At 74.2% G+C, this 15,354-nt stretch carries 16 protein-coding genes; 5 read left to right on the top strand and 11 right to left on the bottom strand.

Annotation, left to right across the window (positions count from 1 at the left end; translation table 11 throughout):
* Position 1 precedes the first annotated feature (1 nt).
* The 4 genes from purB to DSM104299_RS01825 are packed head-to-tail and all read right to left on the bottom strand — an operon-like array spanning position 2 to position 3,352.
* Positions 2–1,294, bottom strand: a complete 1,293-nt coding sequence (purB, locus tag DSM104299_RS01840) for an adenylosuccinate lyase (protein WP_272475580.1) — start codon at positions 1,292–1,294, stop codon at positions 2–4.
* A gap of 21 nt (positions 1,295–1,315) precedes the next feature.
* Positions 1,316–1,795: a 5-(carboxyamino)imidazole ribonucleotide mutase gene (gene purE, locus DSM104299_RS01835; protein WP_272475579.1), complete on the bottom strand. Its 480-nt coding sequence runs from the start codon at positions 1,793–1,795 to the stop codon at positions 1,316–1,318.
* Positions 1,792–3,063, bottom strand: a complete 1,272-nt coding sequence (gene purD / locus DSM104299_RS01830) for a phosphoribosylamine--glycine ligase (RefSeq protein WP_272475578.1) — start codon at positions 3,061–3,063, stop codon at positions 1,792–1,794. The genes purE and purD overlap by 4 nt, the downstream gene beginning before the upstream one ends.
* Before the next feature lie 7 nt (positions 3,064–3,070).
* Positions 3,071–3,352, bottom strand: coding sequence for a GYD domain-containing protein (locus DSM104299_RS01825; RefSeq protein ID WP_272475577.1), 282 nt, complete (start codon positions 3,350–3,352; stop codon positions 3,071–3,073).
* A 62-nt stretch (positions 3,353–3,414) separates the two neighbouring features.
* Here DSM104299_RS01825 and DSM104299_RS01820 point away from each other — a divergent pair, with 62 nt between their 5' ends.
* The 3 genes from DSM104299_RS01820 (at position 3,415) to DSM104299_RS01810 (ending at position 6,055) form a co-directional block, all read left to right on the top strand.
* Positions 3,415–4,131, top strand: coding sequence for a hypothetical protein (locus tag DSM104299_RS01820; protein WP_272475576.1), 717 nt, complete (start codon positions 3,415–3,417; stop codon positions 4,129–4,131).
* A complete protein-coding gene (locus DSM104299_RS01815) occupies positions 4,132–4,929 on the top strand; it encodes an ABC transporter ATP-binding protein (RefSeq protein WP_272475575.1) in 798 nt (265 codons plus the stop codon).
* Positions 4,930–5,071: 142 nt separating this feature from the next.
* Entirely contained in the window at positions 5,072–6,055 is a 984-nt protein-coding gene (locus DSM104299_RS01810; RefSeq protein WP_272472513.1) for a helix-turn-helix domain-containing protein, read from the top strand.
* A 36-nt stretch (positions 6,056–6,091) separates the two neighbouring features.
* Here the strand turns inward: DSM104299_RS01810 and clpB are convergent, their stop codons facing one another.
* Positions 6,092–8,653 carry an ATP-dependent chaperone ClpB gene (gene clpB, locus DSM104299_RS01805; RefSeq protein ID WP_272475574.1) on the bottom strand — a complete coding sequence of 854 codons (2,562 nt, stop codon included), beginning with the start codon at positions 8,651–8,653 and terminating at the stop codon, positions 6,092–6,094.
* Between the two features lie 95 nt (positions 8,654–8,748).
* Here clpB and DSM104299_RS01800 point away from each other — a divergent pair, with 95 nt between their 5' ends.
* Positions 8,749–8,955 carry a hypothetical protein gene (locus DSM104299_RS01800; RefSeq protein WP_272475573.1) on the top strand — a complete coding sequence of 69 codons (207 nt, stop codon included), beginning with the start codon at positions 8,749–8,751 and terminating at the stop codon, positions 8,953–8,955.
* Here the strand turns inward: DSM104299_RS01800 and DSM104299_RS01795 are convergent.
* Positions 8,898–9,773, bottom strand: a complete 876-nt coding sequence (locus DSM104299_RS01795; protein WP_272475572.1) for an RDD family protein — start codon at positions 9,771–9,773, stop codon at positions 8,898–8,900. The genes DSM104299_RS01800 and DSM104299_RS01795 overlap by 58 nt on opposite strands.
* Positions 9,774–9,808: 35 nt before the next feature.
* Here DSM104299_RS01795 and DSM104299_RS01790 point away from each other — a divergent pair, with 35 nt between their 5' ends.
* On the top strand, positions 9,809–10,774 hold the full coding sequence (locus DSM104299_RS01790; protein ID WP_272475571.1) for a stage II sporulation protein M: 966 nt from the start codon (positions 9,809–9,811) through the stop codon (positions 10,772–10,774).
* Here the strand turns inward: DSM104299_RS01790 and DSM104299_RS01785 are convergent.
* From DSM104299_RS01785 to DSM104299_RS01765, 5 genes are read right to left on the bottom strand one after another with little or no spacing between them, the layout of a single operon-like run.
* On the bottom strand, positions 10,741–11,979 hold the full coding sequence (locus DSM104299_RS01785) for a DUF58 domain-containing protein (protein ID WP_272475570.1): 1,239 nt from the start codon (positions 11,977–11,979) through the stop codon (positions 10,741–10,743). The two genes, DSM104299_RS01790 and DSM104299_RS01785, sit on opposite strands and share 34 nt — an antisense overlap.
* A gap of 19 nt (positions 11,980–11,998) precedes the next feature.
* On the bottom strand, positions 11,999–12,928 hold the full coding sequence (locus DSM104299_RS01780) for an AAA family ATPase (RefSeq protein WP_272475569.1): 930 nt from the start codon (positions 12,926–12,928) through the stop codon (positions 11,999–12,001).
* On the bottom strand, positions 12,925–13,692 hold the full coding sequence (locus tag DSM104299_RS01775; RefSeq protein ID WP_272475568.1) for a DUF4350 domain-containing protein: 768 nt from the start codon (positions 13,690–13,692) through the stop codon (positions 12,925–12,927). The genes DSM104299_RS01780 and DSM104299_RS01775 overlap by 4 nt, the downstream gene beginning before the upstream one ends.
* Positions 13,689–14,354 (bottom strand): DUF4129 domain-containing protein, encoded by a 666-nt coding sequence (locus DSM104299_RS01770; protein ID WP_272475567.1) that lies wholly within the window; start codon positions 14,352–14,354, stop codon positions 13,689–13,691. Before DSM104299_RS01770 ends, DSM104299_RS01775 begins: the two co-directional genes overlap by 4 nt.
* Positions 14,351–15,349 (bottom strand): glycerophosphoryl diester phosphodiesterase membrane domain-containing protein, encoded by a 999-nt coding sequence (locus tag DSM104299_RS01765; protein WP_272475566.1) that lies wholly within the window; start codon positions 15,347–15,349, stop codon positions 14,351–14,353. The genes DSM104299_RS01770 and DSM104299_RS01765 overlap by 4 nt, the downstream gene beginning before the upstream one ends.
* Positions 15,350–15,354 lie beyond the last annotated feature (5 nt).

The raw sequence follows: 15,354 nt of genomic DNA, 5'->3' as shown, positions 1-15,354 counted from the left end.
CCTAGGCCGTCGCCGCCACCGGCGCCAGCAGTTCCAGCCGGCCCACGATCTCGTGGGCGTGCTTGGTGTAGTGCGACAGGTCGAAGATCTCGTCGAGGTCCAGGCCGAGCTCCGGCTCCTGCTCCAGGATCGAGCGCAGCTGCGTCTTCGTGTCCCACGCCTGCTGCGCGGTGCGCTGCGCGATCCGGTACGCGTCGTCGCGCTGGCGGCCGCCGGCGACGAGCGCCAGCAGGACCCGCTGGGAGAACAGCGCGCCGTAGGTCAGGTCGATGTTCTCGCGCATGCGGTCGGCGTGGACGACCATGCCGCGCGCCAGCCGGGTGGCGAGCGCCTGCATGTAGTCCAGCGCGATCGTCGCGTCGGGGAGCACGACGCGCTCGGCGCCCGAGTGCGAGATGTCGCGCTCGTGCCACAGGGCGACGTCTTCGACACCGACCTGGCTGTAGCCGCGCAGGACGCGCGCAAGGCCGGTGATCCGCTCGCTCACGATCGGGTTGCGCTTGTGCGGCATCGCGCTCGAGCCCTTCTGCGCGCCGGCGCGGAACGGCTCCTCGACCTCGCGCACCTCGGTGCGCTGGAGGTGGCGGAACTCGGTGGCGAAGCGCTCCAGCCCGGCGCCGGCCAGCGCGATCGCCTGCAGCAGCTCGGCGTGGCGGTCGCGCGCGACGACCTGCGTGGAGACCGGCTCGGCCTCCAGGCCCAGGCGCGCGAGGACGCGACGCTCGAAGTCGGGCGAGGTCGCGGAGTAGGTCCCGACGGCGCCGGAGATCGCGCCGACGGCGACCTGGTCGATCGCGCGCTCCAGCCGCTTGAGGTTGCGGTCGGCCTCGAAGGCGAAGCCGGCGAGCTTGATGCCGAACGTCGTCGGCTCGGCGTGCACGCCGTGGGTGCGGCCGACGCAGACCGTGTCGACCTGCGCGCGCGCCTGCTCGACCAAGGCGTCCCGGAAGTCGCGCGCGCCCGCGAGGAGGATGTCGCCCGCCTTGCGCAGCTGGACGCCGAGCGCGGTGTCGAGGACGTCGGACGAGGTCAGGCCGTAGTGGATCCAGCGGCCGGCCTCGCCGGCGGAGGCCGAGAGCACGTCCACGAACGCGGCGACGTCGTGGTCGGTGACCTTCTCGCGCTCCAGGACCGCCTCGACGGTGAACGTCGCGAGCGCGATCGCCTCCAGCTCGGCGGGCGTCGGCCCGCCGGTCTCGACGGCGCAGGCGACCTCCACCTGCCGCCAGCTCTCGAGCTTGGCCTCGTCGGTCCAGACGGCCCCGATCTCGGGGCGGGTGTAGCGCGGGATCACGCGCCGAGAGTCTAGAGCGAGCTAGGCGTTGAGGATGCGAAGCGCCAGATGGCCGGCGTTCTTCGCGTTGTCCAGGCCGACGGCCGCGACCGGCACGCCCGGCGGCATCTGGACGACGGACAGCAGCGCGTCGAGGCCGCCGGCGGCCGACAGCCGCGAGGACAGCGGCACGCCGATGACCGGCAGGTCGGTGTGCGCGGCGGCGACGCCGGGCAGCGCGGCGGACAGGCCGGCGCCCGCGATGATGACCTTGAGCCCGCGCATCCGCGCGTTCTTGCAGTAGTCGGCGACCGTCTCCGGGTCGCGGTGCGCGGACATGACGCGGGTCTCGGACCGCACGCCGGCGTCCTCCAGGACCTTGGCCGCGGCGGCCATGGTGTCCATGTCGGACTGCGATCCCATGATGATCCCGACGCGCGGCGCATCGGTGTCGGTCGCGGCCTCCTCGAGCTGCGTCATCGTCTGCGGCTCGGTGGTCGTCGGCTGGGGCTGGTCGGTCATGGGGTCACACGCTCCACGGCGCGCTGCGCGATGTCGCGCCGCAGCTGCCGTCCTTCGAACTGGATGAGGTCGGCGGCAGCATAGGCACGTTCGCGGGCGGCTGCCGGGTCGGGGCCCAACGCGGTCACGTTCAGGACCCGCCCGCCGGCGGTCACGACGGCGCCCGCGGCGTCGCGCGCGGTGCCCGCGTGGATGACCTCGGCGCCCGCGCGCGCGGCGTCCTCCAGGCCCGTGATGACGTCGCCCGACGAGGACGACTGCGGGTAGCCGGCGCTCGCGAGCACCACGCTCACGGCCCAGTCGTCGCCGAAGGCCATCGGCGCGCAGGAGGCCAGGCCGCCGGGGCGCGTCGCCGCGACCAGCGTCTCCAGCAGGTCGCTGCGCAGCCGCGGCAGGACGACCTGCGTCTCGGGATCGCCGAAGCGCGCGTTGAACTCGATGACCTGCGCGCCGTCGTCGGTGAGCATCAGGCCCGCGTAGAGGACGCCGTGGAACGGCGTGCCGCGCTCGCGCAGCAGGTCGACGACCGGCTGGTGGATCTGCGCGACGAGGTCGTCGACGTCCGGCGCGCCGACGACCGGCGAGTACGCGCCCATGCCGCCGGTGTTGGGGCCCTCGTCGCCGTCGAAGATCCGCTTGTAGTCCTGCGCGGGGACCATCGGGACCGCGCGCTCGCCGTCGCAGATCGCGAAGAGGCTGAGCTCCTCGCCCGCGAGGAAGTCCTCGACCACGACCGGGCCGTCGCCGAAGCGCCGTGCCTCGATCATCTCGGTCAGCGCGGCGCGCGCGGTCGCCGCGTCGGGCGCGACGACGACGCCCTTGCCCGCGGCCAGCCCGTCGAACTTGATGACGGTCGGGTAGCGACCGTCGATCGCCTCCATGCCCTCGTCGACGCTCGTGACCTCGGCCCAGTCGGCCGTCGGCACGCCGGCGGAGGACATGACCTCCTTGGCGAACGCCTTGGAGCCCTCCATCTGCGCGGCCGCGGCGCTCGGGCCGAAGTGCGCGATGCCGGCGGCCTCCAGCCGGTCCGCGAGGCCCGCGACCAGCGGCGCCTCAGGGCCGATGACGACGAGGTCGACGGCCTCGCCGCGCGCGAGGGCGACCAGGCCGTCGAGGTCGTCGACCGGCGTCGGGAAGCAGCGCGCGACCGCGCCGATCCCCGGGTTGCCGGGCGCGGCGAGCAGCTCCGGCCGCTGCGGCGAGCGCGCGAGCGCGTTGGCGATCGCGTGCTCGCGGCCGCCGGAGCCGACGATCAGGACGCGCACCGAGCCCCTAGAGGCTGGCGATGAAGTCGTCGATCGGGATCGCGCTCAGCGTCTCGAACCGGCCGGTCCCGCGGGAGCCCAGCTCGAGCGACACGCGGGCCATCGTCGACTCGTCGGGCGCCTCGACGATGCTCACGAAGTCGAACCGTCCGAGCACCGACCACTGCGCCTTGACGGAGGCCCCGAGCTGCTCGACCTCCGTGTTGACCTCGCGGATCCGCTGCGGGTTGTTCTTGACCGTCTGGACGCCCTCGGGCGTGAGCGTGGAGAGCATGATGTACGTCGGCATACCGCTCCTTCTACCCCATCTGCGTGTTCCGCGGAGCACGACCCCTACCCTGGCTCTTGCCAATGCGCCGTCTCGCCGCTCTTCTCCCCCTTTCTCTCCTGGCCGTTCCCGCCGTCGCCCACGGCGCCGCGGTCCAGACCGATCGCACCTGCTACCTGCAGACCGACAAGACCAACGTCACGGTCAGCGGCAACGGGTACGCGCCCAACCAGCCTTACAACGTCCTGCTCGACAACACCGCCCTGACGGGCGGCCTCGGGACGATGGACGCCGGCGGCGCGATGCAGGGCGCGTTCGCCCCGCCGATGCTCGCCGACGACGAGCTGGAGCGGAAGTTCGACGTCGCGGTCAGCTCCAGCGGCATCGCGGCCGCCGCCACCTTCACGGTGACGCGCCTGCAGGCGAACTTCACGCCGTCGGAGGGCGACCCGACCAAGCTCAAGGTGCGCTTCTCGGTCGCGGGCTTCGGCCTCGCCACGCACAACCCGGACGTCTACGTCCACTACATCGCCCCGGGCGGCAAGCTCAAGCAGACGGTGCGCCTCGGCCAGGCCACCGGCCAGTGCGGGCGGATCGCGAAGACCGCCAAGCGCAAGCTCTTCCCGTTCACGCGCCCGGCGCTGGGCAAGTGGCAGTTGCAGTTCGACACCACCAAGACGTTCACCGAGGGCGACAAGCAGAGCAAGTTCCTGTTCTACTCGGTCGGCGTGTGCCTCCAGCCGCCCGGCGCGCCGAAGCCCAGCACGAAGTCCCCCTGCCCACAGAAGGTCAAGAAGTAGGTGCTGCGGGTCCGGGACGCCACCGTCACGCGGTGGTCGTCCTCGCTGGGCCGTGAGCTGCGGCTGCTGGACGGCATCGACTGGGACGTGGCGCCGGGCGAGCACTGGGTGATCCTGGGGCCCAACGGCGCGGGCAAGACCACGTTGATGCACCTGGTCGGCGCGATGGCGCAGCCGTCGTCGGGGACCGTCGAGGTGCTGGGCGCGCGGCTGGGCCGCGTCGACGTCCGGGCGCTGCGCGAGCGGATCGGCTTCGTCGACGCGCGGCTGGCGCGCTCGCTGCGCGGCAGCTACACCGGGTTGCAGACCGTGATGACGGGCGCGTTCAACACGATCGTGCTGCAGGCCCGGCGCCTGGCGCCCGCGCACGAGGAGCGCGCGCGGCAGTTGATGGGGTTGGTCTCCGCGCTCGACCTGGCCGGGCGGCGCTTCGAGGACTGCTCGCAGGGCGAGCGCCAGCGCCTGCTGCTGGCCCGGGCGCTGATGGCCGACCCCGAGCTGCTGCTGCTCGACGAGCCGGCCGCCGGCCTGGACCTGCCCGGGCGCGAGGGCCTCGTCGCCGCGCTGGTCTCGCTGGCCCGCGACCGGCCGGCGCTCCCGACCGCCACGGTCACGCACCACCTGGAGGAGATCGCGCCGTCGACCACGCACGCGCTCCTGCTGCGCGGCGGGCACGTCCTGGCGGCCGGCCCGGTCGACGACGTCCTCACGAGCGCGCGCGTGGGCGACTGCTTCGGCGTGCCCGTCGAGGTCACCGGCCGCCGCGGCCGGTGGGCCGCGGCGGTCGAGCACGCCTAGGCTGAACAGACTCCATGTTCTCGCGACAGTTGTCTGTCGTTTGAGATCTATGCCTTGACCTCAGACGGGCCCGCCGAAGGCGGGCCCGTCCGGGTTGCGACTCAGGCTCCGAAGTCGCCAAACCAAGGAGTCGAGGAGTCGCATGACCAAGGATGACGTGCTGTTCGGCTATCGCCTGCAGCTGTTCTCGCTGGCCGCTGAGCGCGGAGTCTCAGAGGCCTGCCGTCTGATGGGTGTTCATCGTTCGACCTACTACCGCTGGAAGCAGCAGGTCCAGAAGTCCGGCCTCGAGATGCTGCGGCCCCGAGAACGACGCTCGCCGCAGATGCCCAACCAGCTCTCGCCGATGGTCGAACAACGGATCGTCGCCTTCGCGCTGGGCCATCCCGGGCTCGGCCCGCGGCGGATCGCTACGCGCCTGGCCCGACCGCAGTGGGGCGGGCTGATCGTCTCGCCCAACGGCGTCTACAAGACCCTGGTTCGCCACGGCCTGAACACGCGGGCTAAGCGCCTGGCGTTGGTCGCCGGCTACCGCGCTCCGTTTGAGCCGCCGCGCGAGCCCGAGCCCGAGCCCCACATCGACAGCAACCGTCCCGGCGAGCTGGTCGGCATCGACTGCTTCTTTGTCGGGCGCCTGCATGGCAGCGCCGGCCCGGTCTGGCAGATCACCGCCTGCGACACCTACAGCTCCTTTGCCTGGGCCGACCTGGTCGTCTGCCCACCGAGCGGGCCGACCGTCGAACACACCTCAAAACTCGCCCACCGCATCGCCAAAGAGCTCTCGGCCGCCGGCTGGCAACTGGAGCGGGTCCTGACCGACAACGGCAACGAATTCGGCCGGCGCGCCTTCGCCGCGGCCCTGCCCGACGGCGTCGCTCACACCCAGACCCGCTCCGGACGCCCACAGACCAACGGCCACGTCGAACGCCTACACCGCACCGTCCTGGAAGAGTGCTGGCGACCGGCCTTCGCCCGCTTCTTACAGGTCCGCTTCACCGGCCTACGCCGCCACCTCAACACCTACATCAACGAATACAACTACGAGCGAGATCACCACGGACGACACACGGCCGGGCGCTGCCCGGCCGAGCTCGTCTACGGTGCCAAAAAGATGGAGCCCCGATGAGCCACACCCGTCGGCACAACTCGGAGTCCGTTCAGCCTAGGCCGGCTGGGCCGCGGCAGGCTCGGCGGGCGCCGGCGCGTCGACCTTCTCGAAGGTCAGCTCGCCGTCGCGCGCGTCGACCTCGACCCGGTCGCCCTCGCGGAAGCGGCCCTCGAGGATCCCGAGCGCCAGCTGGTCGACGAGGCGCTTCTGGATGACGCGCTTGAGCGGACGCGCGCCGTAGGTCGGGTCGTAGCCGAGGTCGCCGAGCAGCGTCCGCGCGGCCGCGCTCAGCTCGACGTCGATCCCGCGGTCGCGCACGCGCGTCAGCACGCGATCGACCTGGAGCTCGACGACCGCGCCGAGGTGCTCGCGGTCCAGGGCGTGGAACTCGACGATGTCGTCCAGCCGGTTGATGAACTCGGGCTTGAAGTGGCCCTCGGCACCGACCCGGCCCCCGGGGATGTTGGACGTCATGATCAACACGGTGTTCTTGAAGTCGACCGTCCGGCCCTGGCCGTCGGTCAGGCGCCCGTCGTCCATCACCTGCAACAGCACGTTGAACACGTCGGGGTGCGCCTTCTCGATCTCGTCGAGCAGCACCACCGTGTAGGGCCGGCGGCGCACGGCCTCGGTCAGCTGGCCGCCCTCCTCGTAGCCCACGTAGCCGGGCGGCGCGCCGACGAGGCGCGACACCGCGTGCTTCTCCATGTACTCCGACATGTCGATCCGGACCATCGCGTCGCCGCTGTCGAACATGAACTCGGCCAGCGCGCGCGCCAGCTCGGTCTTGCCGACGCCGGTCGGGCCGAGGAACAGGAAGCTGCCGATCGGCCGGTCCGGGTCCTGGAGGCCGGCGCGCGACCGGCGCAGCGCGTTGGACACCGCGCCGACCGCGTCCTCCTGGCCGATCACCCGCAGGTGCAGGCGCTGCTCCATGTGGATCAGCTTCTCGACCTCGCCCTCCAGCAGGCGCGACACGGGGATCTTGGTCCAGCGCGCGACGACCTCGGCGATGTCCTCGGCGTCGACGACCTCGCGCAGGAAGCCCGCGTTGCCGTCGGTGCGCTCCTCGCGCTCGGCGGCCTGGCGCTCGAGCTCGGGGATCTCGCCGTGGCGCAGGCGCGCGGCCTCCTCGAGGTTGGCCTCGCGCTCGGCGCGCTCCAGGGCGATCTTGGCCTGCTCGAGGCGCTCGCGCACGTCCTGCACGCCGCCGATGGCGTCCTTCTCGGCCTGCCACTCGGCGGTCATCGCGGCCGACTTCTCCTTGAGGTCGGCGAGCTCGCGGTCCAGCGCGTCGAGGCGCTGCGCGGAGGCCTCGTCGGTCTCGTTGGCCAGCGACGTGCGCTCGATCTCGAGCTGGAGGATGCGGCGGTCGACCTCGTCGATCTCGACGGGCTTGGAGTCGATCTCGATGCGCAGGCCGGAGGCGGCCTCGTCGATCAGGTCGATGGCCTTGTCGGGCAGGAAGCGGTCGGCGATGTAGCGGTCGCTGAGCGTCGCCGCGGCGATGAGCGCCGCGTCCTGGATGTTGACCTTGTGGTGGACCTCGTACTTCTCGCGCAGGCCGCGGAGGATCGCGATCGTGTCCTCGACCGAGGGCTCGCCGACGAGCACCGGCTGGAAGCGCCGCTCCAGCGCCGCGTCCTTCTCGATGTGCTTGCGGTACTCGTCCAGCGTCGTCGCGCCGACCGCGCGCAGCTCGCCGCGGGCGAGCATCGGCTTGAGCAGGTTCGCGGCGTCGACCGCGCCCTCGGCGGCGCCCGCGCCGACGATCGTGTGCAGCTCGTCCATGAACAGGACGACGGTGCCGCCGGCCTCCTTGATCTCGGCCAGGACCGCCTTCAGGCGCTCCTCGAACTCGCCGCGGTACTTCGAGCCGGCGAGCAGCGCGCCGATGTCGAGCGAGACGACGCGGCGGTCGCGCAGCGACTCGGGGACGTCGCCCTTGACGATGCGCTGGGCGAGGCCCTCGACGATCGCGGTCTTGCCGACGCCGGGCTCGCCGATCAACACGGGGTTGTTCTTCGTGCGGCGGCTCAGGACCTGGATGACGCGGCGGATCTCGTCGTCGCGGCCGATCACGGGGTCGAGCTCGCCGTGGGCGGCGCGCTCGGTGAGGTCGACGCCGAACTTCTCCAGCGCCCGGAGCGTGTCCTCCGGCGACTGGCTGGTGACCTTGTGGGCGCCGCGGACCTCGTCGATCGCCTTGCGCAGCGCCTCCTTGGGCGCGCCGCTGGCGCGCAGCAGCTCGCCGGCCGTCCCGCCATAGCCGGCGAGGGAGAGCAGCAGGTGCTCGGTCGAGATGTACTCGTCGCCGAGCTCGCGCATCTCGACCTCGGCCGCGCGGACGACGCCCAGCAGCTCGGGGGAGGTCGCGGGCTCCTCGGGGTTGGCGAGCGTCGGGAGCGCGTCCAGGTAGGCGTCGACCTCGACGCGCAGCCCCGGGCCGGCCACGCCGAGCTTGCGCAGGACGCCGGGGACCACCGAGTCGTCCTGGCCGAGCAGGATCGCGAGCAGGTGCTCGGGCTGCGCCTGCGCGTGGCTGCGCTGCGCGGCCAGCGCGATCGCGGCCTGGATGGCCTCCTGGGACTTGATGGTGAAGCGGTCGGCGTTCAAGGTGCTCGGAGTCTCCTGCGGGTCGCAGATCTCAGTGGGGTTGACTGAGATTTTAGCAAGGGGTCGCGGGCCGTCAACGCGGGTACCGCCGGGGTATGAACGAAGACGAGCATTCGCCGCACGACGAGCACGCCGACGAGCCGCTGGGCCCGGTGACGCCCGACGACGAGACCGACGCCGGCGACACGCCCGAGGCGCACGACGAGATCATCCCCGAGGACCTGCCCAAGGACCACCCGGGCCGTCAGGAGGCCGAGCGGTTGGCCGAGGAGGGCGACGGGACCACGGCCGGGAACACGTAGGTCACGAGGCTCAGCGCTCGCGCGCCTTGGCTGCGGCGACGGCCTCGATGAGGTCCTCGTCGTGCAGCCGGGCGCTGGCGCCGCCGACGCGCGGCGCCAGCGCCGAGGCGATCCGGCGCGATGTCGCCGCGGATGCCCGCGGGCAGGTCGGTGCGGCGGTCCAGGAAGGCGCGGACGGCGGCGAGGTCGTCGGCGGAGACCGCCGAGACGTCGAGCGGGCCGCCGCCGTCGCCGTTGCGGCCGGCGGTCGCAACGGTGAGCGGCGCCGTGCCGACGCCGGCCGGCAGGGCGAAGCCGCCGAAGGTGGGCGCCGGCGCCGGCGCGCTCGCGACGAAGCCCGCGCCCGCCGCCTCCCGCCGGCGCGGCTCGCGGACGACGATCGTCCCGGCCGCCAGGTCGCCGAGCCGCTGGTTGCGCTTCGTCGCGAGGATCGAGACCATCGCCGGCACGTAGCTCAGCGGCAGCCCGTCGATCAGGCGCACGACGTTGCGGATGCAGCTGGAGAGCAGGTCGACCGGGCGCCCGTCGTCGCGCAGGACGCGCAGGCCGGTCCAGCGCTTGCCGGGCGTCTGGCCGTTGGCCAGGACCTCGAACGCGACGTCGTAGCCGAAGTAGATCGCGAAGGTCGTGATCGAGTAGATGGCGATGCCGAAGTCGCCGATCGCCGCGCCGACCAGGAACGCGGCGACGAACAGCAGGCTCTTGAACGTGAGATCGATGAGCGAGGCGCTGAAGCGCGAGCCGAGGCCGGCGAGGACGAGGTCGACGGTCACGCCCTCGGGCGTGGCGATCCGCAGCCGGTCCTGGTAGTCCTCCATCTCGTGGCGCACGGTACCCGGGAAGGCGAACGGTCATGACCCTCGACCGGTTCGAGCGCGAACGCGCCGGCGGCTGGCAGGCGTTGGAGGCCGCGCTCGGGCGCGCGGGCGGCCGGCCGGAGCGGCTGGGCGCCGCCGGCGTGCTCGAGCTGGGCGCGCTGTACCGCGGCGCGGCGGCCGACCTCGCGCTCGCCCGGCGGCTGTTCCCGGGCGACCCGCTGACGGGGCGCCTGGAAGGGCTGGTCGTGCGGGCGCGCGCGGTCGTCTACGCCGACGTCGGCCGGCGCCGCGCGCCTGTCGACTTCTTGACCAACGGCTACTGGCGGCTCGTCGTCGAGCGCCGGCTCGCGCTCGCCGTGGCGGTCGCGCTCTTCGTCGGCGGGGCGGTGTTCGCGTTCGTCTGGGGCGTCGTGGACCCCGACGCCGCGGCGGGCCTGGTGCCCGGGAGCTTCATCGACGGCGCGAACCCGCCGCGCGGCTCGCGCGGGTTGACGACCGCGCAGTCGGCGTCGTTCTCGAGCGAGATCTTCACCAACAACATCCAGGTGACGTTCCAGGCGTTCGCCGCGGGGCTGCTGTTCGCGGTCGGCGGCGGGGTGCTGCTGCTCTACAACGGGCTGATCCTCGGGGCGGTCCTCGGCGTCGCGGCGGCCAACGGGAACCTCGACCAGGTCGCGCGGCTCGTCGTCGCTCACGGCGTGCTCGAGCTGTCGTGCATCGTGGTGGCGGGTGCGGCGGGGCTGCGGCTCGGCTGGGCGCTGGTGGCGCCGGGGCCGCTGCGGCGCCTGGACGCGCTGGCGGCGCAGGCGCGGCCGGCGATGGCGATCGTGCTCGGCACGGCGCCGTGGCTGGTCGTCGCGGGCGTCGTCGAGGGCTACGTCTCGCCGGCGGGCTGGGGCGGCGCGGGGCCGTACGTGGTCGGCGTCGGCCTGGGCGTGTTGTACTGGTCGCTCGTGCTGTGGCGCGGTCACAGCCGCCGGCGCGACTTGGCGTACAAGTAGGCCCGTACGCAGGCCGCGCCGAGCTGGCCGGGGTCGGCCTCGACGACCTGGGCGCCCGCCCCGCGGACGGCGGCCGCCGCCTGAGTGCGGGCGGCGAGCAGGTCGCGGGCGGCGACGTTGACGTAGGGGTCGGTCGGGTCCTGGGCCATCGCCGCGACGTCCGGGTCGCGCGCCGAGGCGACGAGCACCGCGTGGCGGCGGGTGAGGACCGGGACGGCGTCGACGAGCGCGCGGGCGGCCGCCGCGTCCAGCAGGTCGGTGAGCACGACGACGAGCGCGCGCTTGCCGCCGCCGATCGTGCGGAACGCCAGCTCGTAGTCGGCGTCGCGCTCGGAGGGCTCGAGGTCGAAGGTGGCCCGCACGACGTCGGCGCCGCTGGCGCGGCCGGGCCGGACGCGGCGGCGGACCGCGTCGTCGAACGCGATCGCGCCGCAGCGGTCGCCGAGCTCGTCGGCGACGAGCGCGAGCGCCGTGGCGGCGTCGAGCGCCTCGTCGCAGCGGGTGCGGTCGCGCAGCGGCGCGGCCATGAGCCGGCCGACGTCGAGGACGATGACGATCTCCTGGTCCTGCTCGACGCGGTGCTGGTTGCTCATCGGCCGGCCGAGCCGGGCGGTCGCGCGCCAGTTGACCTGGCGGATGTCGTCGTCGGGCAGGTAGTCGCGCACGCGCTCGAACTCGGTCCCGAGCCCGACGGGCCCGCGCGTGCGGACGCCCGGATCGCGGAAGCGGCCCTCGCGGACGGCGAGCGCGAGGCGGCGCGCGGACGGGAGGTCGGGGTAGACGGTGAGCTCCAGGTCGCCCGCGGCGCGGTGCTGCCAGGCGCCGAGGCCGAGCGGCCCGCGGGTGCGCAGCGCCACGGCGGGCAGCGTGTGGCGGCCGCGGCGGCGGGGCGTGAGCGTCGTGGCGAGGACCCGGCCGGTGGCCTCCTGGTCGGCGAGCGCGAGGTCGGGGACCAGCGGCTGGCGGATGCGCGTGGGGCCGGCGTCGTCGCCCTCGAGCGCGATGCGCAGCGGGACGCCGACGCCGCGCGAGAGCACTCGCGGCAGCGTGCGCCGGACCCGCGGCGCGCGCCGGGCCAGCAGCGCGTCGGCGAGCGTGAGGCCGGCGAGGACCGCGCCGGCGACGGCGATCGCCGCGCCCGGCAGGACCAGCGCGGCGAGCGCGAGCGCGACGAGCGCGGCGACGGTGCGCGCGGTCAGCGCCACCCGGCGGAGCCCTCCGCGGTCATCGCGGCACCGGCACCGTGGCGAGCGCGGCGGCCACGGCGTCGGCGGCGGTGAACCGGTCGAGCTCGGCCTCGGGCGCGAGGACGAGGCGGTGGGCGAGGACCGGACGGGCCATGTGGACGACGTCGTCCGGGGTGACGTAGTCGCGCCCGGCCAGCAGCGCGGCCGCGCGGGCGGCGGCGAGCAGGTGGACGGCCGCGCGCGGGCTGGCGCCCAGCGTCACGCCGGGCAGGTCGCGGGTGGCGCGGGCGATCGCGACGACGAACGCCTCGACCGCGTCGGTCGCGCGGACGGCGCCGACGGCGTCGCGGGCGGCGCGCAGGTCGTCAGGGCCGGCGACCGCGCGGACGTCGTCCAGCGCGGCCGGCGCCAGGCCGCGGCGCGCCAGCTTGAGCAGCGCGCGCTCGTCCTCCTCGCTCGGGTAGCCGACCTCGGCCCGGAACAGGAAGCGGTCGAGCTGGGCCTCCGGCAGCGGGTAGGTGCCCTCGTACTCGACCGGGTTCTGGGTCGCGAGCACCACGAACGGCTCGGGCAGCGGATGGCGCTCGCCGTCGACCGTGACCTGGCGCTCCTCCATGGCCTCCAACAACGCGGCCTGCGTCTTGGGCGGCGTGCGGTTGACCTCGTCGGCGAGGACGACGGACGCGAAGATCGGGCCGGGGCGGAACTGGAGGTCGCCCGACCGCAGCGCGACCGTGCCGGTGACGTCGGAGGGCAACATGTCGGGCGTGAACTGGATGCGGCCGAAGGTGGTGTCCAACGCGCGCGCGAACGCGCGGGCCAGCAGCGTCTTGGCGGTCCCGGGCGGGCCCTCGAGCAGGACGTGGCCGCCGAGCGCCGCGGCGGCGAGCAGCAGCCCGAGCGCATGGTCCTGGCCGACGACGGCGCGCCGGACCTCGGCCGCCACGCGATCGTGCAAGTCCTTCATGTCGGTTCGGTCTCCGTCTTCGGGGGCGTCGTCTTCAGGGTGTCGCGGTCGCGCGTGCGGGCCAGCGCGGCGGCCAGGGCCTCGACGTGCGCGCGGCGCGGTGGCGGCAGCACGCGGGCCTGGCCCTCGGGCGGGCCGAGCCGCCGGCCACGCCAGATCAGGAACGCGAGCGCGGCGGCGCCGAGGAGCCACAGGCAGGTCTGGACGCGGTCGGGCAGCGCCGCGAGCCCGCGCGCGTCGTGGTAGCCGTGCACCGACTCCACGAACGCGACGCGACGCGCCGGCGCGCCCGCGAGCGCGAGGGCCCGGGCGGCGTTGTCGTCGCGGTCCAGCGCGCGGTTGCGCAGCGGGTCGGCGCGGGCGACGAGCGTCGCGGTGCCGCGGCCGATGCGCTGGACGACGTCCCGGCCGGCGGCCGGCCGGCCGCCGAGCGTCGTCGCGGCGGTGCCGGCGAGGACGGCGTGGCCACCGGCGGCGACGAAGGCGTGGAGCGCGTCGCGCTGCTCGGCGGCGAGCGGGAGCCCGTCCACGACCACGACCACCTCGCCACGCGCCGGCGGCCGGTCGTCGAGCGACGCCCGCACGCGCCGGACGTCGTGGCCGGCGCGCTCGAGCAGCGACGCGTAGGCGGCGAGGCCGTCCGGCGTCGTGGCGTAGGACGACGACGCGGGCCCGGAGGGCTGCTGCGGCGCCCGCCCGAGGAAGGTCACGAGCGCGAGGAAGGCGACGATCCCAGCCGCGACCAGGACGGTCGGGCGCGTCATCGCCGGCGCGCCTCTCCGACGACCGCCGGCCAGTCGGCGCGCGCCTCCGCGGCCTCGTCGGCGCCGGCGTGATGGCCGCCGTAGGCGACGGCGTCGTGCGTGTCGGCCAGCGCGTCGTAGCGGTCGGACTTCAGGGCGCGGCCGACGTCGCCCGACGTCAGCGAGGGGCGCAGCGCGATGGCCTGGGCGGCGTCCAGACGCAGCAGGCCGGCGGCGAAGCGCAGGCGGATCGCGGCGTCGTGGTCGCCGGCCTGCTCGGCGGCGGTCGCCTGGCGCTCCAGCTCGGCCGGCCCGGCGGCGGCGGCGCCCGGGACGTCGCCGGGGCCGGCGACGCGGGCGGCCGCGGCCCGGCGGGCGCGGGCTCGGAACCAGGCGGTGACCGTCAGCGCGACGACCGTCACGGCGAGCGCGACCAAGGACCCCAACACGACGCCGCCGCTGACGCTGCCGCCGGGCATGGCGTGCACCAGCGCCTCGAGCCAGTCGCCGAGCCGGACGAACAGCGCGTGCAGCGGGCCCTCGCCGTGCTTGCCGGCGTGGAAGCGATCCTCGGCCAGGATGTCGCGGGCCTGCGCGCGGGCCTCGCCGGTCAGCGACCCGCGGGCGGAGCCGTCGCCGCTCGCCGCGCGGGCGGCGAGGTCGCGCAGGGCCGCGTCGCTCACTCGTCCGGGGCCGGGGGCCGCTGCGGCTGCGGGGCCACCGGCGGCGCCCAGCCGCCGGGGGTCGCGGGCGGCGGCGCGGGAGGCGTGGGCGGCGCGAACGATCCGGGCGCCGGCGCGGGCGCCTGCTCCGGCGCGACCGGATGGCCGAACGGGTCGCGCTGCTGCGGCGCCGGGCCGGCGGCGGGCGCGCCGCCCATGCGCTCGGCGAGCACCGCGAGGTCGAAGCCCTCCTTGCGGACGCGCAGGTCGAAGTACACCAACGTGGTCACCGCGGCGATGAACGGCGTCGTGACGAGCGACACCACGAAGTTCGCGGCGTGCTCGAACAGCAGCGCGCCGGTCGACGTGTCGTCGACGAGCAGGCCCGACGGGACGAGGAACACGGCGGTCGCGACCAGCGAGAGCACGGTGACCAGGATGTAGGCCACGGCCAGCCGGCCGAGCGTCGCCCACCAGCGCCCTTCGGTGAGCTGGAACGAGCGCTTCAGCGCGCCCACTCCTCCCGTCCCCTCGACCAGCATCACCGGGAACGCCACCGACCACGCGACCGACAGCCAGACGCCGGGCAGGATGAGCGCGACGAAGCCGGCGACGATGCCGACCGCGAAGACGATCGTCAGCCACAGCGTCGCGCCGAGGCGGCCCGCCGCGTAGGACAGGGAGGCGCGCGCGCTCGTCTCGCGGTTCAGGTACGTGTCGCTCACCGCGCGGTAGCAGGCCACGGTCCCGAGCAGGTAGCTGAGGAACGTGAGCGCGATGACCGCGACCTGCCCGGCGGCGTAGGCGCCGCTGTCGGAGTAGGTCGTCTTGGTGGCCTCGGTCGTCGAGAAGCTCGAGCCGGCCTGGTAGACGTCGGTCGTCGAGCTGATGATCAGCACCGAGGCGATCTCCAGCGGCAGCGCGATCACGACCATCACCATCGCGAGCGTCTTCCACCGCGCGCGTACGATCTTGATCGACGCGTCGAGCGTCTCCCCCAGGTTCAGCGGCCGCATCCGCC

Origin of the sequence: Baekduia alba (assembly GCF_028416635.1) — a bacterium.
GTDB lineage: Bacteria > Actinomycetota > Thermoleophilia > Solirubrobacterales > Solirubrobacteraceae > Baekduia > Baekduia alba.
The sequence above is the reverse complement of the archived record's forward strand: the minus strand, read 5'-3'. Positions and strand labels throughout refer to the sequence as shown.